The organism is Paenibacillus sp. A3M_27_13 (assembly GCF_024213315.1).
GTDB lineage: Bacteria > Bacillota > Bacilli > Paenibacillales > Paenibacillaceae > Paenibacillus > Paenibacillus polymyxa_B.
This window is the reverse complement of sequence record NZ_JANAVE010000001.1, coordinates 1,463,978-1,487,488: the sequence shown is the minus strand read 5'-3', so window position 1 is coordinate 1,487,488 and position 23,511 is coordinate 1,463,978. Positions and strand designations below refer to the sequence as shown.

Genomic DNA, 23,511 nt, shown 5'->3' with positions numbered 1-23,511 from the left:
GGGTGCTCTGAAGATGGATGAAGGAGTATCTATTTTAAAAAGGCCGTGCATAAAAAAACGCCGCTCCATGAGATATGGATCTTTACACGCTTGTCTATACATTCTGAGCGTGTTGACCCATAACTAACATGGAGCGGCGTTTCAAAGTTTAAAAACAGATATCAATCTGGTATTTTCTCGGTTAAAGGTTCCTGCGATTTATCGTTGGACCAGCCGAGCACGTCAATCAGCTTGAAGAACAAGCTGAGGATGATGCCGATGATTGTAGCCAATGCCATACCTTTCAAGGTTACAGCACCCCAAGTGAGCGTAGTACCACTGATTCCGACAACAAGCACGATGGTCGCAAGCAGCATGTTGGTTGGCTTGGCGAAATCCACCTTTTGCTCAACGAAGATTCTTAGACCGGAGGCAGCGATGACACCGAATAATAGTAAGGATACGCCGCCCATAACTGGAGCTGGAATATTAGAAACAATCGCTGAGAACGTGCCTGAGAAGGACAGCAAGATGGCAATGACAGCCGCTCCGCCAATGACCCATACAGAGTACACTTTAGTTAATGCCATGACACCAATATTTTCACCATAAGTCGTATTAGGTGTAGAACCGACAAAACCGGAAATGACGGTGGAAATACCGTTACCCAGCAGTGAGCGATGGAGACCAGGATCTTTGGACAACTCGCGCCCGACAATGTTGCTAGTCACAAGTAAGTGACCAATATGCTCTACGATGACAACCAGAGCAACAGGAAGAATCGTCAGCATAGCAGAGGTATTAAAAACTGGAGTGGTAATTGCAGGATGTCCGAAAAAAGGAGCGTCTGCAATGGCCTGTGTATTGACCATGCCCATAAAATAAGCAAGCACATAGCCCACTACGATACCGATCAGAATATGAATGATTTTGGCAAACCCGCGAAACAACACCGCACCGAGAACAGTGACCCCGAGTGTAACGAGCGAAAGAGTAATCGTTTTGGGATCTGGAGACCAGGCTTTAGTAGGATCGGCATTGATAATGCCTGCCATGCCTGCTGCAACCGGAACCAGTTCCAGACCGATTAAGGCTACGATGGAGCCCATAACAGCTGGAGGAAAAACGACGTCCAGCCAACGGGTTCCGGCATATTTAATTACCAGTGCGACGAGGCAGAAAATAATACCTGTAACGATGAAAGCACCGAGGGCCATAGCATAGCCGTTGCCGCCGGGATTGTTTTTAAGCACAAGACTGACGGGAGCGATAAAAGCGAAGCTAGAGCCGAGATAGGCGGGAATTTTGCCGCGGCAGATCCATATGTACAACAATGTGCCAATACCGTTCATTAGCAAAATCATGCCGGGATCGACGCCGAAAATATTCGGCACCAGCACAGTGCTGCCAAACATGGCAAACAAATGCTGTACGCTGAGCAGGAACCCGGGTCCTGCCGGTAGCTTTTCATTAACTTGAATTTCGCGTTGCAACGCAGTTCACTCCTTAGTTCTTTCAATTATTCTTATATACATTAATTACTTTTCGTAATTTTTTCAATATAATTCGTTTCATTTCGTCAACAATCCTCATTTTACTTATCCATGTGTGACAGAATAATGCGACAATGCCAAACCTGTAATAGTTGACGTGCGACGTGCTAACCGTCATAATTGTAGGAAATCACTTTTAAAAGGGAACCTTTGCGCGACATTGATCGGCGGGTTCCATTTTGCATAGAAAGGACACGGAATAGAGCAGAATGGGGATAGAGCAATTACTTAAAAAGGCCGGGGCCTATACCAGAGAAGCAGATCTTATCCGCATCAGGGACGCCTATGATTTTGCCGAGCAGGCCCATTCCGGCCAGACTCGTAAGTCCGGTGAACCTTATATTCTGCATCCGCTTGCGGTTGCTGATATCGTCGTTAATATGCAGATGGATACCATCTCCATTATCGCCGCTCTTTTACATGACGTTGTGGAGGATACGACGGTGTCTTTGGCGCAGATTCGCGAGCATTTTGGCGATACATGTGCGATGCTTGTCGATGGTCTGACGAAGCTGGAGCGTATCCAGTTCCGTTCCAAGGAAGAACAACAGAACGAAAATTATCGAAAAATGTTTATTGCTATGGCGCAGGACATTCGTGTCATCGTCATTAAGTTAGCAGATCGTCTGCATAACATGCGTACTTTGAAATATCAGTCAGAGGAAAGCCAGCGTCGGATTGCTTATGAAACGTTAGAGATTTTCTGTCCGGTTGCAAACCGACTGGGTATTTCAGCCATTAAATGGGAAATGGAAGATATTGCTTTACGCTATCTGAATCCTCAGCAGTATTATCGCATCGCTAATTTGATGCATAAAAAGCGGGCAGAGCGGGAGCAGTTTATTGATAATGTCATACAGCGTATCAGAGAGAAGCTGGAAGAGATGGGCATTCAGGCTGATCTGTCCGGACGCCCTAAACATATTTACAGTGTGTTTAAAAAAATGACGACGAAGAACAAACAATTCAATGAAATATATGATTTGCTGGCGATTCGAATTATTGTGGATAACATTAAAGACTGTTACGCCACACTGGGGATTATCCATACGTTGTGGAAGCCAATGCCGGGGCGGTTTAAAGATTATATCGCTATGCCTAAGGCCAATATGTATCAGTCCCTTCATACGACAGTAGTAGGTCCCAACGGGGAGCCTACCGAGGTACAAATTCGCACAGTGGATATGCACCGTACCGCTGAATTCGGGATTGCGGCCCATTGGGCCTATAAAGAAGGCAACGGAGCAAACAACACTAACTTTGAGGATAAAATCACCTTTTTTCGAGAAATCCTGGAGCTGCAAAATGAGGCGAAGGATGCGTCGGAATTTGTGGAATCGCTCAAAATGGACTTTTTCTCAGACCTTGTGTTTGTGTTTACTCCTAAGGGAGAGGTCATTGAGTTGCCGGCCGGATCCGTTCCGCTGGACTTTGCTTTCCGTATTCATACCGAAGTTGGCAATCGAACGATTGGCTCTAAGGTAAATGGAAGAATCGTACCTTTGGATTATCGACTTAAAACCGGTGATATTGTCGAAATTATGACGTCCAAGCATTCTTATGGACCTAGTCAGGACTGGCTCAAAATTGCTCAGTCCTCTCACGCGCGCAGTAAAATCAAACAATGGTTCAAGAAAGAAAAGCGTGAGGAGAATGTTGAAAAAGGCCGCGAAAATCTGGAACGTGAGCTAAGAAAACGGGATATCGAGCCATCGGTGTGGATGAGCGACGACAAGCTTCAGGAAGTGGCACAGAAGTTCTCTTTTAACGATTCCGAAGATATGCTGTCTGCGATTGGCTTTGGTGGTATAACCGCAGCGCAGGTCTGTACACGTTTGACAGAGAAGCTGCGTAAGGAACAAGAAGAGGCACGGTTGATCGAATTGACGACCGAGGTCAAGGAGTACAAGCCGCAGGGCGAACGAAAAAAAACACCGACCAACGGTGTCAGCGTCAGAGGCGTCGATAATTTACTCGTTCGTTTTGCACGATGTTGTAATCCCGTACCGGGAGATGACATCATCGGCTATGTAACACGTGGACGCGGCGTATCCGTTCACCGGACGGATTGCCCGAATATTCCTTCGGGTACGGGCGAAGATCAGGCGCGCGTGATTGAAGTGGAGTGGGAAGAAGCAGCGGAAGTCAATTACAGCGTCGATATTGAGATTACGGGGCATGATCGCAACGGTTTGCTGAATGAAGTGCTTCAGGCCATTTCTGAGAACAAAACCAGCTTCTCGGCCGTTACAGGTCGTACAGATAAAAATAAAATGGCGATGATTCACATCACGATTCTCATTCGCAACACGGATCATTTGCATTCTGTTGTCGAACGGATTAAACGGGTGAAGGATGTATACACTGTGCATCGGATTATGCAATAACCTTATTAAGCGTACAGATAGGTTTATAGCCTTTGTAACACATCTTGGGTAGAAAGACCCATAGGCTGCTAAAAGAGCCGTAATACGGCTGTGAGCACCTTTTAAAAGGGAAGGTTAAAGGAGATATCGGATAGGCGATGAAGATCATTATTCAGCGCTGTAAAGACGCTCAGGTGACGGTGAATCAAAAGGTGGTCGGCAAGATTGGAACCGGATTAATGCTGCTGGTTGGTATTGGTCAGGGAGATACAGCAGCCGATGCCGTTTATTTGGCGGATAAAACAGCGGGATTACGTATATTTGAGGATGCTGAAGGTAAAATGAATGACAGCGTTCTGGATGTCGGTGGAGCCATTTTGTCTGTCTCTCAATTTACGTTGTATGGTGACTGCCGTAAAGGAAGAAGGCCTAACTTTATGGGGGCGGCCAAACCAGAGGAAGCGGAGAAGCTGTATGATTTCTTCAACAGTCAGCTTCGAGCCAAGGGCCTGGAGGTAGAAACGGGAATTTTTGGGGCTATGATGGATGTTTCATTGACGAACTGGGGCCCAGTGACACTGATTTTGGATACCGAACGTTCGTAACTATGCATTCATGGCGTGATCTGAGTAGAATAAAATAGCTGTTCAGAGGGACCATAATGTCATCCTGATTGGTGATTAGCCAGGCGGATAGCCTAAGGGTGACAGGAGAGACGAAGCTATGCGTCAAACCCCAAAAATGGACGGGCATCGAAGCACTGTGCTGCTTTTTCCCGGTAGTATGCAGGAGGCAATCAGCCTTACTCGTAATGCTGATACGTTATTGCAGCATGTTGCAACAGCCATCGACAAGCCGGGACGCGGTGCTTTGCCGCGCAGGTAACATCGGGTTAAATGGAGCGTTAATGAGGTTCTACCCGAAAGCAGCACAAAGAGGTCAAAAACAAAATATGTAGCATTGAATTAGTGCAGGAGCCGAAAGGCTCCTTTTTCTTTTCCACCGCTGCGAATTGTTATAAAAACTGATCAAGCGGGTAATAACAAAGCGTGATAGACAAACAAACTTAATTTTAAACTTGTTTTGAGGATAACCGGAAAGGAGATCTGAACATTAATGAGTAAAATTGCATTTTTATTGGCTGACCAATTTGAAGATTCCGAAATGAAGGTACCTTATGATGAATTAAAAAAGGCTGGACATGAGGCAGATATTGTTGGGCTGAAGCAAGGTGAAAAAGTGAGCGGTAAGCAAGGTAAAGCAAGCTACACTATTGAAAAAGCCATTGCAGATGTGAAATCAAGTGACTATGATGCAGTTGTTATTCCCGGCGGATCCTCCCCGGAAAATCTACGACTAGATGCAAATGTTCTGAAATTTGTGACTGAAATTAATGAGTCCAAAAAAACGATAGGCGCTATCTGTCACGGACCACAAATTTTGGCGAGTGCTGATTTGTTACAAGGCCGGACGATTACAGCTTATCCTCCATTGAAAGATGACTTGATTAATGCGGGTGCTCATTTTGAGGATCGAGAGGCGGTTGTGGATGGTAACTTTATTACGTCTCGCCCCTAAGGATGAGCCTGCCTTTGTGCGTGAGTTATTAAAAGTATTGTAAGCTGAACGCGAATATTTCTTTAGATTAATGCCAGTACAATTCCCAAACGAGGAGGATTTGATATGGCAAAACAGATTCAGGCTTATTTTCGCACAGAAGATGAAGCTGAGGGTGCCAGAGCTTCGCTTCAAGCTTATAGAACCGAACATTTGGAAGTAGGTGCTTTGGGTGATACGCTCGGCCGGGAGACGAGAGTTTTAATTCCGCTGGTCCCCTATAACAATACAGGCTCTGTGAGCACAGGAGGCTCTGCGGGTGCGGCAATCCCTGCGGCGGGTGCTTATGGCGAGAATATTCTACCAGATGCGAAGGATGACCAGATTAACTCTGGCTCAGCCCAAAGGGATCTGGATGAAGATCGGAACGGAACAACGAATCATGATGGAGGGTTGCTCCGTGCGACAGATGTGTATATTAACGGTGATCAAGATGAATTGCGGTATGTATTATCAGCAAAGGTGAATGACGCCGATTATGATGAGGTCATTTATAAGCTACGTTCCAATCGTGGATATGTATCGCAGTTGGATTAAAGCTGAGAGCGCGCCACAAGATTGTCGATACTTGAGGGATTTAGCCGCAAAAGAGTGACTGTAATACAATTGTAATATTCAAAACATCATTCCTTAATATTCGTTGTTTATAATAACAGCATGACCCCCTTTTGATATATCTTTTTGAACCTGCGGACCGTTTCCGCAGGTTATTTTCTTTTTATAAGCCTTATTTGTCCGATTATAGGGAGAATGTCTTGACTTTGTCGAAGCGGTTCATTAAAATCATAAAATAATGAAAAATGATTTGATGACGGGACCAAGTACTCCGAACCCACAAGCGCAGAGAGGAATTTCCAGGCTGTAAAAATTCCCTTGATGAGCGGATGAATGACCTCCCCGAGAACAGGCGGCGAACAATTGAGGAAACCCTACTGAAAGTGCATTGCAACTGTGCCTACAGTGGATGGTCCTGCATAATAGCCGTACTGCGCGTTACGGGCGTTATACGTATGAGCGGAGTCAGCATAATGCTGACGGGCAATGAGTGATTCTTATGCTGGTTGTCTGGGCAAACTCCGGAATGTGGGTGGTACCACGGGTGATTGTAAACGACAATCCCTCGTCCCTGTTAATGTTAACAGGACGAGGGATTTTTTGTTTTATATTGAAAGTGGAGCAAGAAGAAAGTGCACAATACGAAATACAACGATGGGGGGATACGTTAATGGCCTTTCAAAAACCGACAGGAACACAGGATTTGCTGCCGGGCAGTGTAGAAAAGTGGCAAGTTGTCGAGGAAAAAGCCCGTGAGATTAGCCGCCGCTTTAATTACCGAGAGATTCGTACGCCAATGTTCGAACAAACGAATTTGTTCGTTCGAGGTGTGGGTGAAACGACGGATGTGGTGGAAAAAGAAATGTATACTTTTGAGGATAAAGGGAAGCGCAGCATGACTTTGCGTCCGGAAGGAACAGCAGGGGTTGTCCGCTCCTATGTGGAGAACAAACTATACGGGGAGCCGGATGTAACTAAGCTGTATTATATCGGCCCGATGTTCCGGTATGAGCGTCCACAGGCTGGGCGTCAGCGTCAGTTTCACCAATTTGGAATTGAAGCATTTGGTGCGGTCGATCCGGCGTTGGATGCAGAAGTTATTGCTTTCGGGTATCAATTCTGCCGTGAGCTGGGCTTGAAAGGAGTACAGGTGGAGATTAACTCCGTCGGTAATGCAGCCAGCCGGGCAGCTTATCGTCAGCATCTGGTGGACTTCTTGATGCCAATTAAGGATACGTTGACCAAGGAGAGCCAAGCACGCATTGAGCGTAATCCGCTGCGAGTGCTGGATAGCAAAGATGACCAGGACAAATTTGGAGGTGCACCTTCGATTTTGGATAGCTTGGACGAGGAATCTCGCACACACTTTGAGAAAGTGAAGCAAAATTTGGATGCCATGGGCGTGGAATATACAGTTAACCCGCGTTTGGTACGGGGGCTGGATTATTATACGTTGACAGCGTTCGAATTCAAAGCTGAAGGAATTGGCGCCATAGACACGATCGGTGGAGGTGGCCGCTACAACGGATTGGTTGGAGATCTGGGCGGACCAGATCAGCCGGGCATTGGTTTTGGCATTGGACTGGAGCGAATTCAGCTGATCCTGGAGCATCAAGGTGTCAAACTGAACGAAGCCAAGCCGTTAGATATCTATATGGTAGCATTGGGAGAAGCAGCAGAAACAGAAGTGACCAAACAACTATTCAAGTTGCGTCAAGCCGGATTTTCCGCGGAGCGAGATTATCTGGGACGCAAAATGAAGGCGCAGATGAAATCAGCCGATCGCTTTAAAGCAAGGTATACTGCGATTCTGGGTGAGGATGAGCTGGTTCAAGGTGAAATCGCACTGAAAAACATGGAAACTGGCGAGCAGCGTACCGTTAGACTGGATCAGCTGGTGGAAGAATTAGGCTAAAGAAAATGGTGTAACATCAATCGGTGGAGCTTCCTCTGGTTGTCATATAGCATTAACTACTAAACATAAACAGGAGTGTGTATTATGAAAAGGAGTCATGAATGCGGCGCATTGACTCATGCGCATATCGGAGAAACAGTTACATTGAACGGTTGGGTACAAACCCGTCGTGATTTGGGGGGCGTACTTTTTATTGACCTGCGTGACCGTAGCGGAATTGTACAAATTGTGTTTAATCCGGCATATTCCGGTGACGCACTGCAAATTGCGGATCGTGTTCGTAGTGAATACGTGCTTGAGGTTACCGGTACTATTGTTAAGCGTGATGCAGAAACGATTAACCCGAACCTGCCTACAGGTGAAATTGAAGTGCGTGTCACTGAAATTGAAGTATTGAATGCGTCCAAAACACCTCCGTTCTTCATTGAAAATGGTGTAGAAGTGGACGAGTCTCTGCGTTTGAAATACCGTTATTTGGACCTGCGTCGTCCGGAAATGTACCAGACGTTGAAACTGCGCTCCAAAGCAGCAAAAATATTCCGTGACTTCCTGGACGGAGAAGAGTTCGTCGAGGTGGAAACACCAATTTTGACGAAAAGCTCCCCAGAGGGCGCACGTGATTATCTGGTACCTAGCCGGGTGCATGAAGGTGAGTTTTTCGCCTTGCCGCAATCGCCACAACTGTACAAGCAATTGCTGATGGTGGGTGGCCTGGAGCGCTACTACCAAATTGCACGTTGTTTCCGTGATGAAGATTTGCGTGCTGACCGTCAGCCTGAATTTACGCAGGTCGACATCGAGACCTCCTTCATGCAACAGGATGACTTGCTGCCAATGATGGAGCGTCTTATGGTGAAATTGTTCAAAGAAACCGTTGGGGTAGAACTGGAAACACCGTTCCAACGGATTACACATGCTGATGCGATGGACAAATACGGCTCGGACAAGCCGGACCTGCGTTTTGGCCTTGAGTTGATTAAAGTCAATGATATCGTGGCAACTAGTGGTGTAAAAGTATTCGCTTCCGTAATTGAAAAGGGTGGCGAAGTAAAAGTCCTCAATGCCAAAGGATGTGGCACTTGGAGTCGTAAGGAGATTGATGACCTGGGTCCTTACGCTGCACGCTATGGAGCTAAAGGCTTGGCTTGGATTCAAGTGAAGGAAGGCGAATTCAAGGGGCCTATCGTTAAATTCTTCACACCGGAAGAAATCGAAGCATTGAAGGAGCGCACAGGAGCCGAAGAAGGCGATCTGTTACTCTTCTCTGCGGATAATAAAAAGGTAGTTGCTGATGTATTGGGCGCACTTCGTCTGAAAATTGGCCGTCATTTGGGACTGATCGACGATAACAAATTCAAATTTGCCTGGGTTGTAGACTTCCCGCTTCTCGGCTATGACGAAGAACAAAAACGTTATGTGGCGGAACACCATCCGTTCACCCGTCCGAAGGACGAAGACCTTGGCCTCTTGGATACCGATCCAGGTCAAGTTCGTGCTCAAGCCTATGACATCGTACTGAACGGCTACGAAGTGGGCGGCGGCTCGATGCGGATTTACAAACGTGATGTTCAGGAGAAAATGTTCAAAGCTCTCAACTTGGCGCCGGAAGAAGTTACTGATAAATTCGGCTATCTGTTGGATGCGTTCGAATATGGTACGCCTCCACATGGTGGTATTGCCTTCGGTTTTGACCGCCTCGTGATGTTGCTTGCAGGTCGTACAAACCTGCGCGAAACGATTGCATTCCCGAAAACAGCTAGTGCGACAGACCTGCTTATGGATGCACCAGCCGAAGTAGATCAAGCTCAATTGGAACAGCTTCATATCCGTATTGCTCCGAAGCCTGTTGCTCCTAAAGCTTAAGACGTTTGCAAGTGCCATCCATTGGCATGAGATAGCTTATAGAATGCCATGAACCCGTTACCCTCATATGGATAATGGGTTCGTGGTTTGTATGCTGGAGTTCAGGCATAGAGTTTAAATCAGTGAGGGAGGATATACCATATTGTTGCATCAATTTTCACGAACGGAATTGGCCATCGGAACTGAAGGTCTAGAGGTTATGAAAAATAGCACGGTGGCCGTGCTGGGTATCGGCGGTGTCGGTTCGATTGCAGTGGAAGCGCTGGCGCGCACGGGTGTTGGACGTATCATTTTGATTGATAAAGATGTTGTAGATATCACCAATATTAATCGCCAGATACATGCGTTGACAACGACGGTAGGCCAAAAAAAGGCTGATCTGATGGTAGAGCGTGTGAAGCTGATTAATCCTGAATGTGAAGCGATTGCACTGAACATGTTTTATACGGAAGAAACATATGAGGAGCTGTTCAAGTACGAACTGGATTATGTGCTGGATGCTTCGGATACGATTATTTACAAAATTCATTTGATTAAGGAATGCCTGAAACGGGGGATTCCGATGATCTCCAGTATGGGGGCTGCGAACAAAATGGATCCGAGTCGTTTTCAAGTTGCAGATATTTCCCAGACGAGAATGGACCCGATTGCCCGTGTCATCCGCACCAAGTTGCGCAAGGAAGGTATTACCAAAGGCGTCAAGGTTGTATTCTCCGATGAAGAACCAATGAAGCCACGTGAAGAAATTACAAAAAAAATTGTACCTGCAAACGCACCTGAAATCCGGAAGGCGAAGCAGCCGCCTGCAAGCAATGCATTTGTACCTCCGGTAGCAGGACTGATCATGGTTAGTGTAGCCGTGAAGGATTTGTTAGAACATGCTGGTGTGTAAGTTGCAAAAATAGCATGGCAGTGCATTCGTAGATTTACATCAGTATGTATTCACTTTAAGACCTGTAGTTCTGTGCATCACATCCTTTGTGTCACAGTTGCTACAGCTCTTTTTTGTTTTGAAAAAGCGCAGCTTACTGCAAACAGATTGAACAACTTGCTGGAGGGTTTTGGTATGAAGGATGGACTGTGGTCCAGAAGTCTCGGTTTCAAGCCCGAGCATCATTGGAAAAAGGAATTAGCCGCTGGGGCCATTTCTTATTTTTCCGTTGTATACATTGTTATGGTTAATGCAACTATTTTGGCAGATGCCGGGATTCCTCTCCAAGGGGCGATGCTCGGGACACTGCTGACATCAATGATTGGCTGCCTGCTTATGGCTTTTGGTGGGAAATCTCCAATGGTCGTTGTACCAGGGATGGGGATTAATGCCTTTTTCACTTATACGCTCGTACATTCTATGAAGCTGAGTTGGCAGGAAGCGTTGATGGTGGTTGCCATCACAGGGATCTTATTCGCCATTGTGGCCTTTACATCATTGTACAAGCTGATTAGCCAAGCGATTCCCCATAATTTGCAGCACGGAATTACAGTAGGCATTGGTTTGTTTTTAACCTTTATCGGATTGCAAAAAAGCGGCATCGTGATTGCTCATCAGACGACTTTTGTGGCTATTGGCCATTTTAATGATCCCAAGGTAATTACGGCTTGTGTAACGTTGCTGCTCGCTATTGTATTGTTTGTGCGTAACGTTCAGGGAGGCTTACTAATTAGCATTTTGGCGGGAACTGGGCTTGCTTATATACTGGGAGCTGTAGAGCCTACAAGCACGGTACGAACCTCTGAAACGGTGCGACAGTATGGGCAATTGTTTGGAGAGCTTTCCTTTTCAGGCATTGTCTCGGTAGCTTTTTGGATCGCTGTCTTTTTGCTCCTACTCATTGTACTATTCGAGAATATTGGTATGATTACTGCACAAACCAACATGATCGGAAGACCGGATTTATTTAAAAACAGCTTGCGTGTGTTGGCTGTAACCAATATCTTTGCCGGTATTTTGGGCAGCAGTCCGGCGGTAGCCGCTGCGGAATCGACGGCTGGTATTGCAGCGGGGGGCCGCTCGGGAATGACACCGCTGGTAACTGCTATTTTATTCGGGGCGACGTTTTTCTTTATTCCACTGTTGGCTTATATTCCTGACAGTGCCATTGCGCCCGTGTTGATCATCATTGGGGGTCTAATGGTGCAAAATGTGCGAGAGATGGATTTCAGTGATTTTACTGAAGCGTTTCCTGCATTTCTGATCATGGTGATGATGCCCTTTACTTACAGTATTGTAGACGGGATGGCATTTGGTTTTATTGCATACCCCGTAGCCAAGCTGGCAGCAGGACGGGGCAAGGAAGTGCCTGTCGCATTATATATCATTTCTGTACTGTTTGTGGCTAACTTTGTGCTTCATTCTCTGGTGTAGTAAACTCGAAGATAGATTGTACTGTTCATACCCGCGCAGAGCGCGGGTGTTGTTGTTTGAACAAGAATGGTCAGACAGGAAGCGAGGTTGATGGTATATGGAAAAAGAACATCATATACACCGAGATGAGCAGGAGGACCGGATGAAGGAAAAGCCGGGTAAAAGACCCGATAAGGCTGGCATGGGGCGGTTTATCAAATTGATTGCGAGTGCGCATCCGCCCAAGGCCATTCTGATCATCGCCCTGATTCTGACGCTGATTCAGACCACTGCTGGTTTAATCGTACCCATGATGACCAAAGGGTTGATTGATGGCTTGACCTTTTCTTCATTAAACCGTATGGTCATTGTTGGTCTGCTTGGCGCTTTTGTGCTTCAAGCGGTGGCTTCGGCGGTTTCTATCTATATGTTGAACTATGCTGGGCATAAGATTGTGGCTAATTTGCGCAAACGCTTATGGCATAAAATCTTATCTCTACCTATCCCTTACTTTGATCGAAATCGGTCAGGAGATACGATGAGTCGCGTCACCAATGATACAAGCCTGATTATGAACTTAATTACGGAGTATCTAGTCAATCTGATTTCTAATGTGATTGCAATTATTGGTGGTATTGCATTGTTATTTTATCTGGATTGGGTGATGACGCTCATTATTATGGCTATTGTTCCGCTAACAGCCCTGATTTTATTTCCTGTAGGCAGAAAAATGTACCGTATCTCCAAAAAACAGCAGGATGAGATGGCAGATCTGACCTCAGTGTTGAGTCAGGTTATCGGCGAAATCAGACTGGTGAAGGCCTACGGAACCGAAAGCAGAGAGGCTCAGGCCGGTGAGGATCGTATTTACCGGATGTTCCGCTTCGGTTTGCAAGAGTCACGCATCCTAGCTCTTGTAGGTCCCATTTCTACCTTCTTGTTGACTGCAGTGCTGGTCATTATATTGGGTGTTGGTGGTGTTCGTGTCGCATCGGGTGTGCTGACCGCTGGGGATTTGGTGGCTTTTATTTTGCTGCTGTTTCAGGTGATCACACCGATGGCACAATTCACGACCCTGTATTCACGACTACAAAAGGTGGTTGGGGCTACTGAACGGATTCAGACGATTTTAGATCATGAAGAGGAACCGCTCGAGTTGAAGCAGGAAGCGGCAAAAGAGAGCAGAGATATTATACTTCGTGATGTTGCCTTTTCCTATACTGAAGGTGAAGAGGTCCTTCATAATGCGAACTTGGTCATCCCGGCTAACCGGACGACAGCATTCGTGGGACCGAGTGGAAGTGGGAAGTCCACCTTGTTTTCATTGTTGGAACGCTTTTATGTGCCGGATACAGGGGAAATTCGTTATGGAGACGAACCGATATCGTCATATACACTTTCCTCCTGGCGCTCCAAAATTGGTTATGTATCGCAGGAAAGCTCAATGATGACCGGAACGGTCAGAGATAACATTACATATGGCTTGGGGCGCGAAGCTGACTTGGAAGAAGTGAGACGAGCAGCCACGATGGCGTATGCGGATACATTTATTATGGATCTACCTCAAGGCTACAACACTGAGGTGGGAGAACGGGGAATGAAGCTGTCTGGAGGGCAGCGTCAACGGATCGCTATTGCGCGTGCGCTTCTTCGTAGCCCTGACATTCTCATGCTGGATGAGGCTACATCTAGTCTGGACAGCTCATCTGAGCATGAGGTACAGAAGGCCCTAGCGAACTTGATGGAAGGACGCACGACGATTGTCATTGCTCATCGTTTGTCTACAGTGGTTCACTCCGATCAGATTATCGTGTTGGACAAGGGCAAGGTGACCGGTGCAGGAACTCATACTGAGTTATTAGAGTCCCATCAGGTGTACCGTGAGCTGGCTCAAAAGCAGTTTGTGGAGATGGGGGAAAGAAGTATGGAGTATTAGAGGCCGCTTCGCGTGTGATTTGATCCTCCGATCGCTCCGCTTCTTCGGATTCAAATCACACGCTCCACTGGTGCCGCAAAGCTCCATACTTTTGTAAAAGAATAGGAAAAAAGGCGTATTAGGAAATAAGGTTGGATTTTTATGGTTAAATGTGTTACGCTTACTTTCCTTTTTTTGTGTCGGAGCAAGTGAATGCGATGCAGAAATCGAGACTTGATATTCTTAGGAGGTAACTGAAATGGAGAATGAGTTTCAAAGTGCCTATCAAGAAGAACAGCATAGGCTGTCGCTTGCTATGGAGGAAATTGATCGGAGATTGGAACGGCTTCGCAATACGCCGGTGTACACCGGGCATGATTTTACGGAGCAAGTGCTGGAATCGGCACGGGAGGAAAAACGTCAGGCTTTGGCCAAAAGCTCACAGGAGCCTTATTTTGGTCGTATGGATTTTGACGAGCGTGGCAGAGGGCAGCGGAAGCCACTTTATATCGGTAAAATTGGAGTGGAGCGTGAAGAAACGTCAGCGTATCCGCTGGTGATTGATTGGCGTGCACCGATTGCCAGCTTGTTTTATTCGTTTACAGGTGGTGAAGAAACCGCGTCTTACGAAGCTCCTGAGGGAACCATTGAGGGCTTGGTCTATCTGAAGCGTAATGTTGTCATTCGGAAAAAAATCCTGGAACGGGTAGCCGATACATATAATCGTGAAAGCGACGAGCCTGCCGTTTCTGATGAGTTTCTCGTTTATCGTTTGGGAGAAAACAAGGATAACCGTTTACGGGATATCGTATCTACCATTCAGGCGGAGCAGGATCAGATCATCCGCGCGGCCAAAAATACAGCCCTCGTTATTCAGGGGGTAGCGGGTAGTGGCAAGACGACGGTAGCGCTGCATCGTCTCGCATTTTTGCTGTATCAATACAAGGATCAGGTATCAGCGGACAAAATGGTAATTTTCGCACCAAACCATATGTTCCTTGACTATATTTCAGATGTACTTCCAGAGCTGGGGGTCGGGAATATTCAGCAAAGTACATTTGCAGACTGGGCACTGGACTTATTGGGTTTGGATTTACCTTTGGCTGATCCTGCCGAAACATTATCTTATTGGTTTGAGAGTGGCAGTCTGAGAAAGGAATCCATGGATGAGGCGCCGGGAAGATTCAAGGGCTCGGTTCACTTTATGGAGTTGCTTCAAGCTTTTGTTGAACGACTGGAGCCCATCTCCGTGCCCGAGGGGGATTTTTCACCATGGGATGGAGCGGTGCTGCCACAAGCTGAGATTTTGAATTGGTTTAATGAGGAATATAAGCCTTATCCGCTCGCGAAGCGGAAGGAGCGTGTGCTGGCAAGAGTGCACCGCTGGATTGAAATGGAACTGAAAAAGTCGCCTTCGGCGGCAGCGCTCAAGGAACGCAAGAAAAAGGCAGGGACACGGGAAAAGGCATATGCTAAAAAATGGCCACAATATGACGCACTGACGCTCTATAAGCAGCTTTTTCAGGCAGCTAAAGGGTTACCCGCAGATACGGCTGCGGAGATGAAGGCTTCTCTGCCGACTGCTATTTTTAAGACCACACAGTCGGACCTGCGAAAACAGATTATCCGTGAAGAAGATCTGACTGCGTTAGTGTATCTTCACGTGCTGATTCATGAGGTAGAGTCATCTCAACGTTTTGACCATGTGGTCATTGATGAAGCGCAGGATTTTTCACCTTTTCATATCGCATTGCTGGATTTGTTCGTGAAAGGGCATTCCTTCACTATACTGGGCGATTTATCGCAGGGCATTCATGAATACCGTGGCGTACATGCGTGGGAGGAAATGAGTTCTCTTTTTGCGCCGGAACATACAGGGTATTTTGCACTTACGCGGAGCTATAGATCAACCTTGGAAATTATAGAATTTGCAAACACGATTTTGGAGCAGGGAGTTCGCGGCGGTATTACGGCAGTTCCGGTATTTCGTAGTGGCGATCCGGTGCGTACGATGTCTTACGACTCATCGGTGCGTGAGCAGAGTTTGCTCACCGCTCTAAAAGAGCTGTCCTCCAAGGAGTATCGTACTGTTTCTGTGCTGACCCGTACCTTAAAAGAGGCTGTGGAGCTACATGAGGTTTTCACAAGTGCGGGGTTGGATGTGAATTTGATTGACGGTGGTAAAAAGCAATATGAAGGCGGATTGTCGGTACTGCCTGTGTACCTATCCAAAGGTCTGGAGTTCGATGCAGTTATTGTGGCGGATGCCGACCATGAGCATTATGGAGAACGGGCATGGGATGCCAAGCTGCTGTATGTAGGATGTACCCGTGCGCTGCATGAGCTGTGGCTATTGCATGATGGCTCACTTCCTAGTTACGTACAGGCACAGACGGAGTAAACAGAAAAGCGTTGTAAAGCATCGCCTGAGTTGTTGTATTCCTTTTTGTTTACTGTTTATCTTAGTGATGGAAATTAGGAAGTCATGTCAGTCGAAGAACAGCCACGAAATTCATCTTTCGTCTAAGGCTGTTCTTTCTTTTTTTGTGGGCGACTGACTTGGAGATCTACAGCTGTGCCGTGACCATGCTATCTGCAACTTGTTAACGGATATGGTAGAATAAGAGGCGGTTTACACTGTATCAGGATTATAGATGACTTGAATTTTCATGATTTTTAACCGTATGAGCGAACATAATATAGTAGGTTTTCGAAGAAAAAGAGAAAGTGTTCGTTCATAAACCATAAGGAAGTGAATGAAATGGACTTATTTTCATATTCCCAAGAGTCAACGCCAAGCAATCGGTTGCTTGCGGATCGCTTGCGTCCGACTTCGCTGGATGAATATATTGGACAGGAGCATGTTGTGGGTCCGGGTAAGCTGCTGCGAAGAGCTATAGAGGCAGATCAGGTCTCTTCTATTTTGTTGTACGGACCACCGGGGTGCGGCAAAACAACGCTGGCACATATCATCTCGCAACACACGCAAGGCGATTTTGTACGTCTGAATGCTGTAGAAGCATCTGTGAAAGACGTAAGAGAAGTCATTGACCGTGCACAGACGAATAAATCGATGTATGGCAAAAAAACTATTTTGTTTCTCGACGAGGTACATCGGTTTAACAGTTCACGTCAGGATGCACTGCTGCCTGCGGTGGAAAAGGGCACGATCGTGTTTATTGGCGCCACGACTGAAAATCCCTTTCACTACGTCAACGGCGCTTTAATGAGCCGTTCTACGCTGTTCCAGCTTGAAGCGCTAACGCAGGAGCATTCGCTGGCTGCTATGCGCCGCGCCTTGAGTGATGCGGACAAAGGGCTCGGCTACATGCAGCTTCAGGTAGATGAAGCTGCACTGGCTCACATCGCGTCCATGGCGAACGGTGATATCCGCCGCGCTTTGAACGCGCTAGAACTGGCGGCGCTCACGACGCCTCCGCTGGCAGACGGCACGATTCACGTGACACTGGAAGTCGCAGAGGAATCCATTCGCCGCCCGATTGTCAAAGCAGATGAATCCACGCAGTATGACGTGCTGTCGGCCTTTCACAAAAGCATTCGCGGCTCTAGCGACGCCGCGCTGTTCTGGTTCCTGTATGCCGTAGAAAAGCTCGGCATGGACCCGATGACCTTTATCCGCCGCCTCATCGCGGCGAGCAGTGAGGACATTGGCCTGGCGAACCCGCAGGCAATGGTGCAAGCGGTGAGTGCGCTTGAAGCCTATCGCAATAACGGCTGGCCCGAGGCCAAACTGAACATTGCACAGGCCATTTTGTTCGCTGTGGAAAGCCCCAAATCGAATGCCGTATATACGGCGATTTCACGGGCCATGTCGGCAATGGACGATATCAAATCGGCCGAGGTGCCACTCCATTTGCGTGACGCACACTACAAAGGCTCGGAAAAGCTCGGTCATGTTGGCTATCAATATCCACATAATTATCCGAATCATTATGTGAAGCAGCAATATTTGCCCGATTCGATAGCAGACCAAACCTTCTATCAGGCTACTGAGCAGGGGAATGAGTCCAAAATCAGGCAAAACCAGCGGTGGCGGGATTCACAGTCTTAATATATGTGCGACTTCATATACAGAGTGTGTACGATATCGTCACGTTACACCATGATCGTGCAAGAGCGAAGAAGGGGATAAAAAGATGAAAGACGTGCTATTCGTTGCCGCGGGCGGAGCGCTTGGAACCTCTACCCGTTATGGCCTGCAATCGCTGCTGCCTGCGGCGGGTGCGGATTTTCCACTTGGTGTGCTGCTAATCAATTGGATCGGCTGCCTGTTTCTGGGTTGGTTCTTTACGGTAACCTTGCGATCATGGCGGATCAAGCCGCGATTGCGACTTGCCATCGGAACAGGCTTTACAGGGGGCTTTACCACCTTTTCCACTTTTGCAGTAGATGCTGTACGCCTCACGGTTCATGATCGTATGCTGACGGCTGTGTTGTACCTGCTGCTTAGCGTAGGCGGAGGGCTGTTTTTGACATGGACAGGTATCCGCCTAGGTACAAAAATGACGCAGGCTGCTCCCAAGGAGGAACGCTTATGATCTGGTGGGCGGCGGCAGGCGGGATTATGGGTACACTGGCGAGATACGGGCTTGGCATGTGGGCCGGAAAGAGGTTCGGCACCGTATTTCCGTGGGGGACGTGGATCATTAACGTCAGCGGTTCATTGCTGCTAGGCTGGCTCTATGGCGAGTTTACGCAAAACCATTTGTCTCCTGCACTCTGGATGCTGCTAGGAACAGGTTTTTGTGGCGGCTACACCACCTTTTCCACATTTGGCTATGAATCCCTTCAACTGATGGAGCGTAAAGAATACCGACGCATGGCTACGTATGTACTGTCCTCTGTCGTGGTAGGAGTTGTAGCTGCGGCTATCGGGTACAGAGTCAGTTAAGCTTTATACATTTTCGAAATAACACGTAAAAATGCAATAAAAAGCTTCCAATCCCGTACTCAAGGCATTTTCAGCCGTGATAAGGTTTCGGAAGCTTAGTGCTGTACCTATACAGCTATTTTTTATCTCGTTCTTTGTACAATTCAGGTAAAAGGGATTCAAGTTCAGGTCTTGGATCAGGATCAGACAACTTCATTTCCTCCAGCGTTTGGACGGCAATCCGTAGCACAGTATAATCCCTATACCAACGGTTGTCTGAAGGAACGACATACCAAGGAGCTTGTTTGGTTGCGCTTAGCTCTAATACATCCTCATAATACTGGGTATATTGCTTCCAAAATTTTCGTTCCTGCAAGTCACTTGGATCGAGTTTCCAGTTTTTGTGAGGCTTTTCAATTCGGTCGATCAGCTTTTCTAACTGAAATTGCTTTGAAATATGTAAAAAGATTTTAACCACCTTTACACCATTATCCAGCAACAACTGTTCAAAATGCTTGATATGCTTAATATTCCGTTTGGCCTGCTTATCGGATATCTGTCCGTGAACACGTGTGATCAGCACATCCTCGTAATAAGAACGGTTAAATGCTGCAATATATCCACGTCCTGGGGTAACGCTATGAGCACGCCACAAGAAATCATGACTTAATTCCTCAGCCGTAGGTGATTTAAAGCTGTGGACAGTCACCCCCGCAGGGTTAAGGTTGGAAAATACCTGTTTGATGACGCCATCTTTGCCGCTGCAATCCATACCCTGAAATACAAACAAAACGGATTGTTTTTTCTCTGTAAATAATTTGCTTTGTAATTCCGTGAAGCGTTCCTTCAATTGATCTGTTTCCAGTCGGATTTCTTCTTTATTTTTGATATTCTTTGTATCCTTGGGGTCCCATTCTTTCAAAGAAACTTTTTTACCCGGTGTCAGCATTCCTAATGAATCAGACATAAAGGCACGCTCCTTTTCAATTGAAGTATGATCTTGTCTACATCATATACCCAAATGAGGATGTTATCAAAAGTTCCTTATGTATTAATGGTCTTTCAAGTTAATTCGAAAAGGATTACATAGGGAAGAAGTTAGAAGTCCCTTGTAGCGATCTTATTTAAATATGACGGTTCCTATTTTAAATGGGAGCATACCAATGGATTAAAAAAGGGACGTGCATACACCATGGAAAATTTTTTGCAAGGAATGTTTGTCCAGCATGACAGACATCATAAAGAGCAGATTATCAATTCTTTACAAGCCATTACTAAAAAACATCTTTCATTAAAAAAGTCGCCTCCCAAATCTGGAGAGACGACTTTTTTAATTCCCTGCTATATCAATGCAAAATGGTCATTTTATTTAAACTGTTTCAGGCTGAAGTTTTTCAACCTTATCAATGGTTCCGCCACCCAGACAGCGTTCCCCGTCGTAAAATACAACAGCTTGTCCAGGCGTAATGGCCTTTTGATGTACATCGAATATGACATGCACGGTTCCATCCGCAAGCCATTGTAAAGTTACTTGCTGATCAGGTTGGCGATAACGGAACTTGGCTGTGCAACGGAATTCGCTGGTCGGACGAGTATCTGCGCCTTCAATCCAGTTCACGTCCGTTGCAATCAGGCTGGTAGAATACAGACTGTGGTGACGATCACCTTGTACCACATACAGAATATTCTTCTCCAGATCCTTATCCGCTACAAACCACGGTTCGCCTGAACCCGATCCGCCAATGCCCAAGCCTTGTCGTTGACCCAGTGTATAGTACATCAGACCATCGTGACGTCCTTTGACTTCACCAGTAGCGATATCCACCATGTCTCCACCTTTTGCAGGCAGATATCCACTCAGAAACTCCTTGAAATTACGCTCGCCGATAAAGCATACGCCTGTGCTGTCTTTCTTCTTGGCCGTATACAGTCCCGCAGCTTCCGCAATTTTACGTACTTCTGGTTTCGGCAGATGACCGATGGGAAACATCGCTCGGGACAACTGTGTTTGGCTTAATGCATTTAGGAAATAAGTCTGATCCTTGTTGCTATCCACACCTCGCAGCAAAGTAAAGTGGCCGTCTTCTTCCACAACCCGTGCATAATGTCCAGTAGCAACATAATCTGCTCCCAAATCCAGCGCTTTATTTAGAAACTCGCCGAATTTAATTTCACGGTTACACATGACATCCGGGTTGGGTGTGCGTCCAGCTTTATATTCATCAAGAAAATAGGAGAATACTTTATCGAAGTATTCTTTCTCAAAATTGACGGTATAGTAAGGAATGTCGATCTGTTCACAGACACGGCGCACATCCTCCGCATCCTCCTCAGCCGTACAACGGCCAAATTCATCCGTGTCATCCCAGTTTTTCATGAAGATGCCGATTACGTCATAGCCCTGCTCCTTCAGCAGCAGCGCGGTAACGGATGAGTCGACGCCACCGGACATCCCGACGACGACACGGGTTTCATGATTGGCTTTAGCCATGGTCATCACCCAATTCTTTCAATATTATTGTAGAACCCACCTATTGTAACATAAACGATAATAAGATACGATGTTTGGACGATCAAACGACACGGCGAACGATGGAAGAAAGCTATATAAAATGGGCTAAAGCTGTTCCAAATCGCTCGAAAGCAACTTTTTTTAAGATTGTTACCGTAATGTTTCCCTTTACCTGCCCTAATATGTTAACATAAGCTGAGGGTTAGGATCGGAATAGAGAGGTTTACAACACCAGTTATTCCGCGTGTTTAACGGAATTGTTACTATAAGTGAGGTGGCACAATTGAAAATATCAACGAAGGGCCGTTATGGCCTGACCATTATGATGGAACTTGCAGCCAGGTTTGGCGAAGGTCCAACTTCTTTGAAAAGTATTGCCGAAAAAAATCAGTTGTCAGAGCATTATCTGGAACAGCTCATCGCGCCTTTGCGTAATGCAGGTTTGGTAAAAAGTATCCGTGGTGCTTACGGCGGTTATATTTTGGCGAATGAACCGGCAGGAGTAACAGCGGGAGACATCATTCGTGTACTGGAAGGTCCGATATCTCCGGTAGATTTCACGGAAGAAGACGATCCGGCAAAACGTCAGCTGTGGCTGCGGATTCGTGACAGCATCGCTGAAGTGTTGGATTCTACTACACTTAAGGACTTGATCACATACCAAGAACATGATGAATTGGACAATTACATGTTCTATATTTGAGGTGGATTAACATGAACAGAATTTATCTGGATCATGCCGCATCGACTCCTATGCATCCTGAGGTTGCGCAGACTATGATGGACATCATGACCGGCCAATATGGCAACGCTTCGAGCGTTCATGCCTTTGGCCGCGATGCCAAGCGCACCGTCAGCGCTGCTCGGGATGCCGTTGCGGCCTCTTTGGGCTGCAAGCCTGAAGAAATTATATTTACGAGCGGAGGGACAGAAAGCGATAATCTGGCCCTGTTTGGGACGGCTACGGCAGACGGCCGTACTTCCGGGCATATGATTACAACCGCGGTTGAACATCACGCAGTGCTTCATGCTTGTGATGAGCTGGAAAAAGCGGGGTATGAGGTGACTTATGTCCCGGTCAACGGTTTTGGACGCGTGAACCCTGCGGATATCGAGGCTGCCATTCGTCCGGACACTTTTTTGATCAGCATGATGTATGCCAACAATGAGGTGGGCGTCATTCAGCCGATCTCAGAAGTAGGGCAGATTGCGAGAGAACATGGCATTGTATTCCATGTAGATGCGGTTCAAGCTTACGGTCATATATCCATCGACTGCCGGAATCTCCCAATTGACTTACTGAGTGTGTCGGGTCATAAGATTAACGGACCACAAGGGGTGGGTGCATTATATATCCGCCAAGGTACACGCATTCAGCCGCTAATGCATGGGGGACTTCAGGAAAAGAAACGCCGTGCCGGGACAGAAAACATCGCCGGTATTGCGGGTCTGGCTAAAGCCGCAACTCTAGCTAATGCTTCCATTGAGGAGCGTGGGGTGCACGATACGGTTCTTCGCCAGACACTGCTTAAAGGGTTGGAAGACACTCTGGGTAGCCAAAATTTTGTAATTAACGGTGATCCTGATCATTCTTTACCTAATGTCCTTAATGTTAGCTTTCCGGCCATTGGTACAGAGACCATGCTGATGAACCTTGACATGGAAGGAATCGCAGTAGCAAGCGGATCAGCCTGTACTTCCGGATCTCTAGAGCTATCGCATGTATTGCAGGCGATGGATCTTCCTGAAGATGTTTTACATTCAGCGATTCGGTTTAGCTTCGGTTTGGGTAATACTACGGAAGAAATGGAATACACGGCCAAGAAAATTGAAACCATATGGAAGCGGCTGCGTACTAGGTACTAGGGATTTCTCCGCATTTTAATAAGAAGGGAGGGGCGGTTTTCCATTTCATTGCATGAACGGAAGCAAGGTCTGACAGGCATGTAGGAAAAGGACCGCACCTTCGTTCGGATTGCAGAATGAGGAGGTACCCTATAT

Annotated in this window: 18 protein-coding genes and 1 pseudogene; 16 read left to right on the top strand and 3 right to left on the bottom strand. The window is 46.7% G+C overall.

Features of this window, described 5'->3' with window-relative positions; genetic code table 11:
- Nucleotides 1-161 precede the first annotated feature (161 nt).
- The gene (uraA, locus tag NLX82_RS06540) at nt 162-1,472 is read right to left on the bottom strand and encodes a uracil permease (RefSeq protein ID WP_071558358.1); all 1,311 of its coding nucleotides are present in this window, start codon (nt 1,470-1,472) and stop codon (nt 162-164) included.
- Between the two features lie 269 nt (nt 1,473-1,741).
- On the opposite strand from uraA, the gene NLX82_RS06535 reads away from it, so the two are divergent.
- The 14 genes and pseudogenes from NLX82_RS06535 to crcB (NLX82_RS06470) all read left to right on the top strand — a co-directional run bounded on the left by NLX82_RS06535 (nt 1,742) and on the right by crcB (NLX82_RS06470) (nt 19,019).
- Nucleotides 1,742-3,919: a RelA/SpoT family protein gene (locus tag NLX82_RS06535; RefSeq protein ID WP_025720225.1), complete on the top strand. Its 2,178-nt coding sequence runs from the start codon at nt 1,742-1,744 to the stop codon at nt 3,917-3,919.
- 137 nt (nt 3,920-4,056) lie between these two features.
- Nucleotides 4,057-4,503 (top strand): D-aminoacyl-tRNA deacylase, encoded by a 447-nt coding sequence (dtd, locus tag NLX82_RS06530; protein WP_023989923.1) that lies wholly within the window; start codon nt 4,057-4,059, stop codon nt 4,501-4,503.
- A gap of 118 nt (nt 4,504-4,621) precedes the next feature.
- Complete coding sequence (locus NLX82_RS06525) at nt 4,622-4,783, top strand: hypothetical protein (protein ID WP_023989922.1); 162 nt, start codon at nt 4,622-4,624, stop codon at nt 4,781-4,783.
- 231 nt (nt 4,784-5,014) lie between these two features.
- Nucleotides 5,015-5,519 (top strand): annotated as a pseudogene (locus NLX82_RS06520) (type 1 glutamine amidotransferase domain-containing protein).
- A 62-nt stretch (nt 5,520-5,581) separates the two neighbouring features.
- Nucleotides 5,582-6,052 carry a hypothetical protein gene (locus tag NLX82_RS06515; RefSeq protein ID WP_028542430.1) on the top strand — a complete coding sequence of 157 codons (471 nt, stop codon included), beginning with the start codon at nt 5,582-5,584 and terminating at the stop codon, nt 6,050-6,052.
- Between the two features lie 688 nt (nt 6,053-6,740).
- Nucleotides 6,741-7,985, top strand: coding sequence for a histidine--tRNA ligase (gene hisS / locus NLX82_RS06510; protein ID WP_254347629.1), 1,245 nt, complete (start codon nt 6,741-6,743; stop codon nt 7,983-7,985).
- Between the two features lie 84 nt (nt 7,986-8,069).
- Nucleotides 8,070-9,848 carry an aspartate--tRNA ligase gene (aspS, locus tag NLX82_RS06505; RefSeq protein ID WP_023989919.1) on the top strand — a complete coding sequence of 593 codons (1,779 nt, stop codon included), beginning with the start codon at nt 8,070-8,072 and terminating at the stop codon, nt 9,846-9,848.
- A 142-nt stretch (nt 9,849-9,990) separates the two neighbouring features.
- Nucleotides 9,991-10,740: a tRNA threonylcarbamoyladenosine dehydratase gene (locus NLX82_RS06500; RefSeq protein ID WP_013311554.1), complete on the top strand. Its 750-nt coding sequence runs from the start codon at nt 9,991-9,993 to the stop codon at nt 10,738-10,740.
- A gap of 174 nt (nt 10,741-10,914) precedes the next feature.
- Entirely contained in the window at nt 10,915-12,213 is a 1,299-nt protein-coding gene (locus NLX82_RS06495) for an NCS2 family permease (protein ID WP_023989918.1), read from the top strand.
- A 97-nt stretch (nt 12,214-12,310) separates the two neighbouring features.
- Nucleotides 12,311-14,128, top strand: coding sequence for an ABC transporter ATP-binding protein (locus NLX82_RS06490; protein ID WP_023989917.1), 1,818 nt, complete (start codon nt 12,311-12,313; stop codon nt 14,126-14,128).
- A gap of 238 nt (nt 14,129-14,366) precedes the next feature.
- Complete coding sequence (locus NLX82_RS06485) at nt 14,367-16,508, top strand: HelD family protein (protein WP_023989916.1); 2,142 nt, start codon at nt 14,367-14,369, stop codon at nt 16,506-16,508.
- 360 nt (nt 16,509-16,868) lie between these two features.
- Complete coding sequence (locus NLX82_RS06480) at nt 16,869-18,179, top strand: replication-associated recombination protein A (RefSeq protein WP_023989915.1); 1,311 nt, start codon at nt 16,869-16,871, stop codon at nt 18,177-18,179.
- 85 nt (nt 18,180-18,264) lie between these two features.
- On the top strand, nt 18,265-18,666 hold the full coding sequence (gene crcB / locus NLX82_RS06475) for a fluoride efflux transporter CrcB (RefSeq protein ID WP_023989914.1): 402 nt from the start codon (nt 18,265-18,267) through the stop codon (nt 18,664-18,666).
- On the top strand, nt 18,663-19,019 hold the full coding sequence (crcB, locus tag NLX82_RS06470) for a fluoride efflux transporter CrcB (protein WP_023989913.1): 357 nt from the start codon (nt 18,663-18,665) through the stop codon (nt 19,017-19,019). The genes crcB (NLX82_RS06475) and crcB (NLX82_RS06470) overlap by 4 nt, the downstream gene beginning before the upstream one ends.
- 115 nt (nt 19,020-19,134) lie before the next feature.
- On the opposite strand, the gene NLX82_RS06465 is transcribed toward crcB (NLX82_RS06470), so the two are convergent.
- Together NLX82_RS06465 and mnmA are read right to left on the bottom strand one after the other, a co-directional pair.
- On the bottom strand, nt 19,135-19,965 hold the full coding sequence (locus tag NLX82_RS06465; RefSeq protein ID WP_023989912.1) for a PPK2 family polyphosphate kinase: 831 nt from the start codon (nt 19,963-19,965) through the stop codon (nt 19,135-19,137).
- A gap of 402 nt (nt 19,966-20,367) precedes the next feature.
- Nucleotides 20,368-21,489 (bottom strand): tRNA 2-thiouridine(34) synthase MnmA, encoded by a 1,122-nt coding sequence (mnmA, locus tag NLX82_RS06460; protein WP_023989910.1) that lies wholly within the window; start codon nt 21,487-21,489, stop codon nt 20,368-20,370.
- Between the two features lie 304 nt (nt 21,490-21,793).
- Here mnmA and cymR point away from each other — a divergent pair, with 304 nt between their 5' ends.
- Nucleotides 21,794-22,213 carry a cysteine metabolism transcriptional regulator CymR gene (gene cymR, locus NLX82_RS06455; protein ID WP_013311532.1) on the top strand — a complete coding sequence of 140 codons (420 nt, stop codon included), beginning with the start codon at nt 21,794-21,796 and terminating at the stop codon, nt 22,211-22,213.
- Nucleotides 22,214-22,224: 11 nt separating this feature from the next.
- Nucleotides 22,225-23,376 (top strand): cysteine desulfurase family protein, encoded by a 1,152-nt coding sequence (locus NLX82_RS06450; protein WP_053325958.1) that lies wholly within the window; start codon nt 22,225-22,227, stop codon nt 23,374-23,376.
- The last annotated feature ends 135 nt before the right edge of the window (nt 23,377-23,511 follow it).

Excerpts from the sequence above, each read along its gene's own strand:
- crcB (WP_023989913.1), top strand. The coding sequence starts at position 18,663 with ATGATCTGGTGGGCGGCGGCAGGCGGGATTATGGGTACACTGGCGAGA.
- NLX82_RS06525 (WP_023989922.1), top strand. The coding sequence starts at position 4,622 with ATGCGTCAAACCCCAAAAATGGACGGGCATCGAAGCACTGTGCTGCTT.
- NLX82_RS06480 (WP_023989915.1), top strand. The coding sequence starts at position 16,869 with ATGGACTTATTTTCATATTCCCAAGAGTCAACGCCAAGCAATCGGTTG.
- NLX82_RS06485 (WP_023989916.1), top strand. The coding sequence starts at position 14,367 with ATGGAGAATGAGTTTCAAAGTGCCTATCAAGAAGAACAGCATAGGCTG.
- NLX82_RS06515 (WP_028542430.1), top strand. The coding sequence starts at position 5,582 with ATGGCAAAACAGATTCAGGCTTATTTTCGCACAGAAGATGAAGCTGAG.
- NLX82_RS06465 (WP_023989912.1), bottom strand. The coding sequence starts at position 19,965 with ATGTCTGATTCATTAGGAATGCTGACACCGGGTAAAAAAGTTTCTTTG.
- crcB (WP_023989914.1), top strand. The coding sequence starts at position 18,265 with ATGAAAGACGTGCTATTCGTTGCCGCGGGCGGAGCGCTTGGAACCTCT.
- aspS (WP_023989919.1), top strand. The coding sequence starts at position 8,070 with ATGAAAAGGAGTCATGAATGCGGCGCATTGACTCATGCGCATATCGGA.
- NLX82_RS06535 (WP_025720225.1), top strand. The coding sequence starts at position 1,742 with ATGGGGATAGAGCAATTACTTAAAAAGGCCGGGGCCTATACCAGAGAA.
- NLX82_RS06450 (WP_053325958.1), top strand. The coding sequence starts at position 22,225 with ATGAACAGAATTTATCTGGATCATGCCGCATCGACTCCTATGCATCCT.
- mnmA (WP_023989910.1), bottom strand. The coding sequence starts at position 21,489 with ATGGCTAAAGCCAATCATGAAACCCGTGTCGTCGTCGGGATGTCCGGT.
- NLX82_RS06495 (WP_023989918.1), top strand. The coding sequence starts at position 10,915 with ATGAAGGATGGACTGTGGTCCAGAAGTCTCGGTTTCAAGCCCGAGCAT.
- NLX82_RS06490 (WP_023989917.1), top strand. The coding sequence starts at position 12,311 with ATGGAAAAAGAACATCATATACACCGAGATGAGCAGGAGGACCGGATG.
- hisS (WP_254347629.1), top strand. The coding sequence starts at position 6,741 with ATGGCCTTTCAAAAACCGACAGGAACACAGGATTTGCTGCCGGGCAGT.
- dtd (WP_023989923.1), top strand. The coding sequence starts at position 4,057 with ATGAAGATCATTATTCAGCGCTGTAAAGACGCTCAGGTGACGGTGAAT.